This window comes from Eubacterium sp. CAG:161 (genome assembly GCF_000432355.1).
In the GTDB taxonomy this organism is placed as follows: domain Bacteria; phylum Bacillota; class Clostridia; order Lachnospirales; family Lachnospiraceae; genus Eubacterium_G; species Eubacterium_G segne.
Map to the genome: position 1 here is coordinate 36,803 of NZ_HF991857.1, position 11,428 is coordinate 48,230.

The window sequence follows — 11,428 nt, forward strand, 5'->3', positions numbered from 1 at the left end:
CCTGACATATCTTCAGACACAGTACCATATTTTATGCAGGCATTCTTTATTTTATCCTTGACAGTTACAGTTGTAGCCTTTTTCTTCTTAACTGTAACCCTGCATTTATATTTCTTGCCACCAACTTTTGCAGTTATGGTAACTTTTCCTGCTTTCTTTCCCTTAACTTTTCCCCTTTTACTAACTGTTGCTATTTTTTTGTTTGATGAAATCCACTTAACCTTCTTCTTATTGTTTTTAACCTTTAGTGTCACTGTTTTTCCAACATAGATTGTTGCAGATTTCTTATTTAACTTAGCTTTTGATGCCGCACTTACACCGGTATTTGGAAGTACAATAAAAGACATCACAATTACTGATAAAATAACCAATAGTTTCTTAATTTTCTTTTCCATTTCATTTTCTCCTTTTTATTTTCTGATACCTACACCCTCAAGTTACATACATTAATTTTTTTTATTTTGAAATATTAATGTATATATTAAAATTATAATCAAACAATCTTCCTTAGTCAACTAAGTAAACACATAATCAACCCGTTGTTTACATATTATATAGTAAACTGTGTTTAGGAGGTTTTGAAATGGTTGATTTTGGAAACAGACTAAAAACATTAAGAATACAGAATAATATGACTCAATTCCAGCTTTCTCAGAAATTAGGATTAACCAAATCCGTAATAAGCGCCTACGAAAACGGACTAAGAATGCCATCCTATGATGTGTTAATTGCAATTTCAAATATTTTCAGAGTTACAACTGATTTTTTGCTTGGCATTGAACATAAAAACAATATTGATTTATCCGGTTTATCACTGGAAGAAGTGGACGCTTTATTAAACCTCATATCTGCCATGAAAAGAAAAAAATAACACTATCTTGTGGATAAAGATAGTGTTATTTATGTTGTCACATTTTATTTATTTTTTTCCCATAAGCCATCCTGCTCTACTCTTTCCCAGTCAACAGTTAAAATTTTAGGTTTTTTCCCATGATATTTTATTTCTTCAAGATTCAAATATTTGTTATTCATCAGGTCATTTAATGCCACCTGAATACGCTCTTTTGATACCCCACTATGAGCAGAAACGCTCTCTATTGTCTTGCCATATGTAGCCATTTTACGTCTTTTCTTTACGATATATAAAGAATTTAATATTGCATCATAATAATACTGCTGCTCCTGTTTAGACCTTGGCATTTCAACATATGAATTGGCTGATGACTTAAGCTTATTACTAAGGGAATGTTTTACTCCATATATAATGACTTTCTTTTTCAACTCACGCAAATACTTTATTGCCAAATTAAAATGTGCATCCCCTGTAAAAATAATAAAAACATCCGGTGAATTCTTCTTTGCAGCTTCACGATATATTGCATCTAAAATAATAAAATCCGTAAAATCTTTATCAACACCGTCTTTTGTGCTTGCCGTATGAACTACATTCTTCGTTATTTTTTCTAATCGTGGCAATTCCTTTTCTATTGAATTTCCATGAAAATCGCCAAAAAATACTATGTTCTTTACACTATACTCTTCAGTTAATTCTTCATACCACTCTTCTACATTAGGTTTCATGGAAAAAATATTATTGTACCCATAATACCAATGCTCATAATCAACAAATACCGCTGCCGAATGTTTTCCACTCTTATTAAACAGTCCGTTAAACACGTTTTTCCTCCTTTCCTTAAATTTCCTATATTATTATAACAGAATTATAATAAAAAGAAACAGATTTTAATATCCCATTGCAAATCCGTTTCTTTTTTACCTTACCTAATGAAAAATGTTGTTATTAAATAACACTTTCCACTAATCCATTATTTATTTTTTTTATCATAAAAGAATTTCATAACCAGTAAAATTGCCCATACCACAAATCCAATAACCGTAAGAATTGTTCCAATATGACTTCCACTTACATAATAATCTGCCATATTTCCTGCAACTATAAGAATAAGTCCTCCAAAAAACATCCAAAAAACTAATTTACTTGGTCTCTCCTGCATTGTATTCCTCCAAAATTTTCTAAATATCGCAAGTCCTATTATAACAGATTTTCAGACAAATGTGCATTGGATATTGATTATTCATTTATTATTCACATTTAAGGTACTTAACAATTTCTACCCTGCTAGACATTACTGCAAACAAGACACTAAAAAACAAGGATAGAAACACACTACAGATGACTAACGTGATTACAGAATATGATGTTATTCTTATGCTCCATACCTGATATTCTGCAAACCATTTATACAATTTAATTCCACACATTGAAATCATAATTGTGGCAATTGATATTAAAATATCAACCAGCATAACTATAATGCCCCAGCAAAAAACTGAAAAATAACATTTCCTCTGTCATTGGTCAACACTTCATTTTTGTGAATTTCCTCACCTTCCCGACATTGAACATTTGCCTCATTGCTCAATGTGATTTTTAAATTTTCTATAGATGTTACTGTTACATCCACTTTATAATATTCCCGCATATCGGTTTTCTTCACTTCCTCTATTGCACCATATGCCATAAGTTCAGTCTTAAAATCCTTGTCCTCATTATATTTTTTTATTTCTTTATTGGAAATTGATATAACCGCTCCTAACGGAATACAATATATCAATACACACACTACAAATATCAAAAAGTATTTTGCTTTCACTATTCTTTATCTTCCTTTGCTAAATTTTTCAAATATAGATTAAATATGTCAACCTTATCAATTTCGTATGCATATATTTCTTGTGCACTTCTTGAGTACCCTCTCGCCATTACCGGAACATTCAAAATACCTGTTTTTTTACCTGATTTATAATCAATACATACAATTGGCGAAATGTAACTTCCGATATTGTTTTCTAAAATATCATTACTGCATTTTAAAATAATAGTTGTACTTGTTTCCTTTGGAATTACATTATTTCCGTTCTTATCATAATCAAATTCCACTGTACCATTTTCATTAGATGTAGAAATACTTATGTTTTTAACTTTTATGGTATCATCAACATTTTTTAAATATATTGATTTGATTTCCAATTTATCCTTATATGTTTCAATAATGCCATCTAATGTTATATCAAAATTAGAATCCATAGATATATAATCTAAGCCATCTATTGTCTGCATTGCTGAATTTTCACCATCTATATCCTGAGCAAAAGTTTCTTTCATTGTTTGCTTTTTATCTACACTTATTTTTCCAATGTCAAATTTATACTCATCACCATCATATGTAACGGTCATACCTTTTATTTCATAATTTCCATCCTTCTTTACATTTTCCATATCTATTTGTGTTGAAACAGTGTATACATAAAGTTTGGGGAAATTTTTATTTTCTGTTACACATCTTTGATAATCTTCATTACTTACCTGTTCAATTTGTGATTTTATTTTTTTTACCTCATAACCATTATATGCACACAGCAGAGGATAACTAAATTTATTTTCACCTTCAACTTCGCTATCAGATATACTCCACTCATATTCCAATGTTGTATCAAATTTAATATCTAATTTTTTTTCGTCTAATTTTTCCGTGGAAATAATCTTAAAATCAAAATCGGTATATGGCATATTTTTAATAAAATTAATATTACAGTTTTCCAAATCTGTTAGGATAACCTTTTTATATTTAGGGATTTTTATGTTTTCCGTATCTACGTTTTTTCCAACTTTTTCATTTGTTTTTCCACAACCACATAGCACTACAACTACTAATGCCATACACATTATTTTTCTTACTAAACTTCTCATAAATCCTCTCTATTCTTCCTTTGCAAAGTATCAATCCATTCGCTTTGTATGCCAGCGACTAATTTTTTTCAATATTTTTCGTTTCAAATGACAAACATTTTTCACCTTACCTGACATGTTGCATTTTCATATACCTAACAAATATCTCTTTCACCTTTTTTCTTTTTCTCTTCGCCATAGGAACTTCTTCACTACAATACTCCATAATAACGCTATTTTCCTTTATTATTAAAACATATTTCAAAGCTATTAAATAACCTCTATATGGTGAGAAATACTCAACCTGATTAAGCCTTTCTTTCCACCATACAAGTGAATGTTTAGATTCAATAACTCCGTTTTTCATATGTATATATGTTCCATCCCCATAGCCTTCCAAAAAAATTATGTCATGTTCACTGACCTTAATAATCTCTTTTTTATTTTCTATTACAAAATATTTTCTTTCTTTTTCTTTATGTAATTTGCATAAAATATTAGCCATTTTTTCCTCTTTAAATGGTCTTTGTAAAAAGGTATATGCTTTAACCTCAAAAGCCTCATCTACTCTTGATAAATTATCTGAAATAAAAATAATATCAAGATCTTTATATTTCTCTTTAATCTTTCTTGCCAGACTTATTCCATCACAATCCCATAATGTTATTTCAAGAATTATTAAATCTAATCTCTCAAGACTTTTAACTAAATCATTATAGTTTTTATAATTATATATTTTATCATCTGTTTTCATATCAATTAATATTCTTTCCAAAATTGTGCGGTCATTTTTATTTAGGTCATACATTCCAATGTTCATCATATTTGTCTTTCTTCCTTTTTTCACACAATGTACTTTAATTTCAGCATTTTATCACATTTTGAAACATTTTAATATTGTTAATCTCAAATTTGCCAACAATATGCAAAAAGCCACCAATTATATACAATTCTATTAAATCAAGTAGGCTGACTCCTACCCGATTGTAGGCAGCGGATATCTCAAAGTGTAGATTATGAAACACATCAAGTGTTTCATAAGTTGTAGCTTTTCGATATTCTTATGCCCAACAAATGATATTTCGTGCAAATGCGATTAGCTTGCCGGGCTTTTGCTACAAAAAAATGTTACCGGACGTCTTACTATAAACATATCCGGTAACGTATTAACTTACATTTATTTAATTTTGTCCTCTATGTAACTCTTCACCTCATCAAGCTTGGCATTATCTTTTAAATCCTTATAAAAGTTACTGCTAAATAATGTATTCCCATTTTTTTCAAGAAAAGCAAATCTTTCAGCATCTTCAAATCCATAGTCGGCAAGTTCTGACAAATATAAAATCTTTTGGTTTAATTCCAAAGTGTCATCTATACCATATTTGTGAATTATAAATATTCCTCTGTCCCCCTCTTCTATCTGAGAATTAATATATGAATCTTCCTGATATATTTCCTCTTTCATGGTGGCACATCCTGATAAAACAGAAATCGTGCTTCCTTCTTTTATTTTTCCTTTAATGTCTGATTCAACCTTGATTTCAATAATGGCATTATACATTTTTTTATCATCAATCCTGATTTCTATATTATTCGCCTTTTCTACTGTACCCTCAACTATGCAATACTTATCATCATTCCAGATTTTATCCTGCTTTATCTCAGCCAAATTACTTTTTGACTCATTTTTATAATTTCCATCCACATAGCTTACTTCTATTCCACCAGCAGATTTCTTTAATTCAATCGTATTATTATTTCCATTGCTGTAAAAATAAATCATTGCACCAATAATAACAGCAATAATTACAATTACAAAAATACATATCTGTTTTTTTTTCATATAGCCTTACCTTTCCAATATTTTTTTCATCTTATTCTACCCCCAATATCCAGTATGACTTCTCATTAAATATTCCAATGCTGCACTATCAATTTTTTGTAACCCATTAACCACTGGTGTACTCTTATACATTATTGTTTTTTTTGAATTACTATCATCCATACCTAACGCATGCCCAAATTCATGTGTTATTACTGCAATTTTAGTCAAATTTGTTTCTCCTCTCAGATTATCTTTTCTGTCTTGCAGATTAAATTGTATTCAATCCAGATTTAATGTTTACAATGACAATTATTACATATTAACATTTTTTTTCAATACAACACTGTTTAAATGACATTATTACCGGTTAAAATAACATTTTTTCTTTAACCTACCATAAATGCATAGTTCCTCTGTATCCACACTCAATACCTATATAATTATATGCAACACTATTTTCCCTCTTGTTTCTAATCATAGTAAGTGGATTCCTATTATAATAAAATTTTATGGATGGTAAATATACTTAACAACTAGTTGGATTGTGTGAGCATAACATCCACGGTCACACTTTTGCTACAAAAAAACAGATGCCACTAATGTAGCATCCATTTCTTATTTAATATAATCCGTAAAAGCACTTTTTAATTTTATAACGCTTTAATTCTGTCTATTGCTTTTAATGTATTTTCATATGTTCCAAATGCTGTCAGTCGGAAATATCCTTCTCCACTTGGTCCAAATCCTGAACCCGGAGTTCCCACGATATTTGCCTTTGTAAGCAGATAGTCAAAGAAATCCCATGATGACATTCCATCAGGTGTCTCTAACCACACATATGGTGCATTAACGCCACCGCTAACTGTGTATCCTGCTGACTTAAGGCCTTCAATAATAGTCTTAGCATTATTCATATAATAAGCCACCTGCTGCTTTGTCTGTGCCTTTCCTGCTTCTGAATAAACAGCTTCTCCGGCTCTTTGAATAATATACGGTGCACCATTGAATTTTGTTCCATGTCTTCTTGCCCATAATGAATTTAGCATAACACCGTTAGACTTTAATTCTTTAGGAATAACCGTAAATCCAAGTCTTGTTCCCGTAAATCCTGCGTTCTTTGAAAAACTTCTAAGTTCGATGGCACATGTCTTTGCACCATCACATTCATAAATTGTATGAGGAACATTTTCCTCTGAAATATATGCTTCGTAAGCAGCGTCATAAATAATAACTGCTCCAACCTTGTTAGCATAATCTACCCATTCCTGTAACTGGTCTTTTGTAATTGTTGAACCTGTAGGGTTGTTAGGGAAGCAAAGATAAATAATATCCGGTGTCTCCTTTGGAAGTTCCGGTGCAAAATTTGTTTCCTTGGTACAAGGCATATAAATTACGTTACTCCATCTTTCCTCATCAGCAATGTAATCTCCAGTTCTGCCTGCCATGGCATTTGTGTCAACGTATACAGGATATACAGGGTCACAAACTGCTATTTTGTTATCAACAGCAAAAATATCACCAATGTTTCCTGAGTCTGACTTTGCTCCGTCACTGATGAAAATTTCATCTAAAGCAATGTCTACTCCTCTTTCCCTGTAATCGTTGTCCCTGATTGCACTTCTTAAAAATTCATATCCAAGGTCCGGTGCGTATCCATGAAATGTAGCAGCATCTGCCATCTCATCCACGGCACTATGCAATGCCTCAATTACAGCCGGTGCTAACGGCTGTGTAACGTCGCCGATTCCAAGACTGATAACATCTTTGTCCGGATTTGCAGCCTTATATGCAGTAACCTTTTTTCCAATATTTGAGAATAAATAACTTCCCGGTAACTTTAAGTAGTTTTCATTAATTTTGTACATCTTTTTTCTGTCCTTCTTTCCTTATTCTTTATACATAATTTTCAGAACCGATATCGCAGTTTCCACCATAGTTCTGCCACTGTCCATGGCCGACTTCTGAATGTATCTGTGAGCCTCGTTTTCTGACATATTATTTTTCTCCATTAAAACTGACTTTGCCTCATCTATTACACTTTGTTCTTCTTCAGTCCTTTGGTGTACAACGCGTTTTTTACGTCTTAATTTAGCATAAATATTGTTTTGCATCAGCTCCACTGAATTTAAGAAATCCCTAACCTTAATAGGCATTTCTACCATTGCCACGCCACGGTTATCTTCAAGGAGCTTTTGCTTCGATGCCACAAGCAACATCTCAAATCTTCCTTCTACATTGTCAAGGATGTCTGTATAAGGCATATCAGTCATTCTGTACCCACTGATAATAACCCCTTCACCTAAAGTATCTGCCAATGTAATCGCCTTTGAACCCGTAGTACAGTTAAATACACTTTCATATCCGTTATGCACCAACAGATTTTTTATGGCCTTGCTGTCCTCCGGCTTGGGGAATACTACTATAATTCCTGCCAATTTGCCCTCCTAAACTAGATTCGGTCAAGATATCTGTCGATTTCCCAATCTGTTACCTGTGAAGTGTATTCCATCCATTCATCTTCTTTTGCCTTAATATACTTCTTGTATACATCTTTTCCCAGTACATTCTTTACAAATGGGGACTTTTTCATTTCCTGTATAGCTTCGTACAGGTTCTTTGGAAGACTTTCAATTCCAATTTCTTCTCTTTCGTCGTCTGTCATTGAGAAAATATCTTTCTGTACACTGGTTACAGGCTTTAATTTTCTCTTAATGCCATCAAGTCCTGCTGCTAAACATACTGCAATGGCAAGATATGGATTACAAGCACAGTCAGGACATCTAAGCTCAACTCTTGTGCCTGCTCCTCTTGCAGCGGGAACTCTTATAAGTGGACTTCTGTTAGTAGCTGACCATGCAATATATGTAGGTGCTTCATATCCCGGAACTAATCTCTTATATGAATTTACAATAGGATTAGTTATGGCTGTCATAGCTCTCATATGTTCCATTAATCCTGCTATAAAGCTGTATGCTTCCTCGCTAAGTCCGTTTTCATCATCAGCTTTGGCAAATATGTTATTTCCTTCTTTATCTGACAATGACATATTAATATGCATACCTGAACCACACATTCCGTATTTTGGTTTTGGCATAAATGATGCATATAAACCATGACGTTTTGCAATGGTTTTAACTGTAAGCTTGTATGTCATAATTTTATCAGCTATATCTAATGCTTCGCCATATTTAAAATCTATTTCATGCTGTGCAGGTGCCACCTCATGATGTGATGCTTCTACTTCAAATCCCATTTCTTCAAGGTTAAGTACCATATCACGACGTGCATTTTCACCTAAATCAGTAGGGCCTAAATCAAAATAACTTCCTTTTTCGTGGCTGATAGTTGTAGGTCCGCCATTATCATCTGTGTGGAAAAGGAAAAACTCACACTCCGGTCCTACATTAAAAATATAACCCATATCTGATGCTTCCTTAATAACCTTCTTTAAAATGCATCTCGGATCGTTTTCTAACTGTGTTCCATCAGGCTTATATACGTCACAAATCATTCTTGCAACCTTTCCCTGATGTGGTCTGAAAGGTAATATCTCAAAGGTATTATAATCCGGATATAAATACATATCGGACTCTTCTATTCTGGCAAATCCCTCAATTGATGAACCGTCAAACATAATTTTATTGTCAAGTGCCTTTGCGAGCTGGCTTTTTGTAATGGCAACATTCTTTAATGTTCCAAACAAATCCGTAAACTGAAGTCTGATAAATTCAATATCTTCCGTCTCTGCCATATTTAAGATTTTTTGTTTTGTGTAACCCATTTTTGTTTCTGCTCCTTTCAAAATAGCTCTTCCTAAATAATATCAAATACCCTTATTTCCGTCAATAAAGTTGATAGAATGAAATTAGTAATTTTATCCTATTGCAATTAATTCTTTAACATTATACAATAAGTTAGCAAGAAAAATTAACGGAGAAAACCAATGATAAAATACAAAAATCACATTATGCTGGGTATTTTTTCCACTACTATTTTTATTATGTTTTTAGCATTAGTATTACAGGAAAATAACCCCGACAATATTACAAATATAGAGACATGTACTACAGTTAATGTTACTACCCGGGAAACTACAACAGTGCCGGAAACCACCACTGTTGAAGAAACTACAAAGAAAAAAGTTAAGAAAAAAAAAGCCATTGACCACAAGGCCAAGCACCCTTATATGATAAAGATAAACCGTGCTGAAAATTTTGCTGTTGTTTATGGCATTGACAAAAAGGGGGTTTACAGTATTCCTCACAAGGCATTTATCTGTTCCACCGGTAAAGACCCGGAATCTACTCCACTTGGTACTTTTAGTATTTCTGAGAGATATGACTGGCGCCTTATGGTAGATAATACCTATGCCCAGTACGCCATCCGCATTTATGGTCAGATTATGCTTCATTCAGTACCTTACCAATATGCAACTAACGATTCATTGGAATATTGGGAGTATAATAAATTAGGAACAGCTTCCTCCCTTGGTTGTATACGTTTCCGTGTTAAGGATATTAAATGGATTTATGACCATTGTAATGAAGGAACATCTGTAACTATTTATAGCGAAAAAGGAGAAAAGTCTCCTATTAAAGTTAAAAAGATTAAGAAAATAAAGGAATCGGACCCTTATAAAACCTGGGATCCCACGGATTCTAATATCAGTAACCCTTGGAAAAACCATACTGCTACAGACAATTCTGATACAGAGCAGGTTCCTACTACAGAACAGACTTCTGCCACGGAGCAGATTAATGAATAAATTATTTTGGGAGATGAAATCTTATGGCAAAAAAATATTATGCCGTTAAAGTTGGTGAAAAAACCGGAATATACGAAACCTGGGAGGAATGTAAAGCAAACGTTGACGGATATCCCGGTGCATTGTACAAAAGCTTCAAAAACATATCTGATGCCTACGCATATTTAGGGCAGGAGGGTACTCAGTTAAGTCTTTTTGACACAGAGGCACCAAAGGATGAAGATGATGATACAACCTTTGACAGTGACATGCCTATTACCACTCCGTCTAAGGCAGTAGCATATGTGGATGGAAGCTTTAATTCTGCAACCGGTGTTTTTGGATACGGTGTGGTTATGTTTCATAATGGTACTGAAACCCACCTTTATGATTCCGGAAATGATGTCCAAATGGCTTCTATGAGGAATGTTGCCGGTGAAATTTACGGTTCCATGGCGGCTATGAAATATGCCTTGGAAAAAGGCATTAAGAAGCTTTCAATATATTATGATTATATGGGAATTGCAAAATGGTGTACCGGAGAGTGGAAAACCAATAAGGACGGTACCATTGCCTACAAAAAATATTATGATAAAATCAAAAAATCGGTTGACATAACTTTTGAGAAAGTGAAAGGTCATTCCGGTGATAAATATAATGATTTAGCTGATAGCCTTGCAAAAAAAGCCTGCGGAGTTTGATGTGACCCCAAAAAGTTAGACTTTTATTGCGTAACAGGTTTTAATATCTGTTACGCATTTTTTATGCAACCAAGAGGCTGAGTCTGTATTGGACAGGACTCAACCATCCTAGTTTTTCTTTAATTCTTTTTTCATTGTAATATCTTATATATTTTTCAATTTCAGTTTTCAATTCTTCATAACTGTAATAAACAGTTCCATAGTATATTTCTTGTTTAAGCAGACCAAAGAAATTTTCCATGACTGAATTATCAAGGCAATTACCTTTTCGTGACATGCTTTGAAATATTTTCTCTTCTCTAAGTCTATGTGAATAAGCTTTCATCTGATATGCCCATCCTTGATTTGAGTGAAAGGTCCTTCGAAATGGGCAGTCAGAAAAAGAGACCGTCGAACTGATATGTACC

Annotated in this window: 15 protein-coding genes; 3 read left to right on the plus strand and 12 right to left on the minus strand. The window is 32.9% G+C overall.

The genetic code is table 11. The annotated features are described in order from the left end of the window. Positions 1 to 395 (minus strand): Ig-like domain-containing protein (locus tag Q5O30_RS03960; protein WP_302674565.1); only part of this gene is annotated, 395 nt, incomplete at its 3' end. Positions 396 to 583: 188 nt separating this feature from the next. Here Q5O30_RS03960 and Q5O30_RS03965 point away from each other — a divergent pair. After that, positions 584 to 871, plus strand: coding sequence for a helix-turn-helix domain-containing protein (locus Q5O30_RS03965; RefSeq protein WP_021952465.1), 288 nt, complete (start codon positions 584 to 586; stop codon positions 869 to 871). 44 nt (positions 872 to 915) lie between these two features. Here Q5O30_RS03965 and Q5O30_RS03970 read toward each other — a convergent pair whose 3' ends face one another. The 10 genes from Q5O30_RS03970 to glnA form a co-directional block, all read right to left on the minus strand. Then, positions 916 to 1,677, minus strand: coding sequence for an NYN domain-containing protein (locus Q5O30_RS03970; RefSeq protein WP_021952466.1), 762 nt, complete (start codon positions 1,675 to 1,677; stop codon positions 916 to 918). Between the two features lie 149 nt (positions 1,678 to 1,826). After that, on the minus strand, positions 1,827 to 2,015 hold the full coding sequence (locus Q5O30_RS03975) for a hypothetical protein (RefSeq protein WP_021952467.1): 189 nt from the start codon (positions 2,013 to 2,015) through the stop codon (positions 1,827 to 1,829). A gap of 315 nt (positions 2,016 to 2,330) precedes the next feature. After that, positions 2,331 to 2,657, minus strand: coding sequence for a hypothetical protein (locus Q5O30_RS03980; protein ID WP_302674566.1), 327 nt, complete (start codon positions 2,655 to 2,657; stop codon positions 2,331 to 2,333). A gap of 17 nt (positions 2,658 to 2,674) precedes the next feature. Next, positions 2,675 to 3,772 carry a hypothetical protein gene (locus tag Q5O30_RS03985; RefSeq protein ID WP_021952469.1) on the minus strand — a complete coding sequence of 366 codons (1,098 nt, stop codon included), beginning with the start codon at positions 3,770 to 3,772 and terminating at the stop codon, positions 2,675 to 2,677. Between the two features lie 106 nt (positions 3,773 to 3,878). Beyond that, positions 3,879 to 4,598, minus strand: a complete 720-nt coding sequence (locus tag Q5O30_RS03990) for a LytTR family transcriptional regulator DNA-binding domain-containing protein (protein WP_302674567.1) — start codon at positions 4,596 to 4,598, stop codon at positions 3,879 to 3,881. Positions 4,599 to 4,928: 330 nt separating this feature from the next. Then, positions 4,929 to 5,594: a hypothetical protein gene (locus tag Q5O30_RS03995; RefSeq protein WP_021952471.1), complete on the minus strand. Its 666-nt coding sequence runs from the start codon at positions 5,592 to 5,594 to the stop codon at positions 4,929 to 4,931. A gap of 36 nt (positions 5,595 to 5,630) precedes the next feature. After that, positions 5,631 to 5,804: a matrixin family metalloprotease gene (locus Q5O30_RS04000; protein WP_021952472.1), complete on the minus strand. Its 174-nt coding sequence runs from the start codon at positions 5,802 to 5,804 to the stop codon at positions 5,631 to 5,633. A gap of 422 nt (positions 5,805 to 6,226) precedes the next feature. Continuing rightward, entirely contained in the window at positions 6,227 to 7,441 is a 1,215-nt protein-coding gene (locus tag Q5O30_RS04005) for an LL-diaminopimelate aminotransferase (protein ID WP_021952473.1), read from the minus strand. Positions 7,442 to 7,462: 21 nt separating this feature from the next. Beyond that, entirely contained in the window at positions 7,463 to 8,011 is a 549-nt protein-coding gene (locus tag Q5O30_RS04010) for an ANTAR domain-containing response regulator (protein WP_021952474.1), read from the minus strand. Positions 8,012 to 8,025: 14 nt separating this feature from the next. Further along, complete coding sequence (gene glnA / locus Q5O30_RS04015) at positions 8,026 to 9,357, minus strand: type I glutamate--ammonia ligase (RefSeq protein ID WP_021952475.1); 1,332 nt, start codon at positions 9,355 to 9,357, stop codon at positions 8,026 to 8,028. A gap of 162 nt (positions 9,358 to 9,519) precedes the next feature. Here glnA and Q5O30_RS04020 point away from each other — a divergent pair, with 162 nt between their 5' ends. Both Q5O30_RS04020 and Q5O30_RS04025 read left to right on the plus strand, forming a co-directional pair. Further along, positions 9,520 to 10,341: a L,D-transpeptidase gene (locus Q5O30_RS04020; protein ID WP_021952476.1), complete on the plus strand. Its 822-nt coding sequence runs from the start codon at positions 9,520 to 9,522 to the stop codon at positions 10,339 to 10,341. A 23-nt stretch (positions 10,342 to 10,364) separates the two neighbouring features. Then, entirely contained in the window at positions 10,365 to 11,021 is a 657-nt protein-coding gene (locus tag Q5O30_RS04025) for a viroplasmin family protein (protein WP_021952477.1), read from the plus strand. A gap of 61 nt (positions 11,022 to 11,082) precedes the next feature. Here Q5O30_RS04025 and Q5O30_RS04030 read toward each other — a convergent pair. Continuing rightward, positions 11,083 to 11,428 (minus strand): IS3 family transposase (locus Q5O30_RS04030; RefSeq protein ID WP_302674568.1); only part of this gene is annotated, 346 nt, incomplete at its 5' end.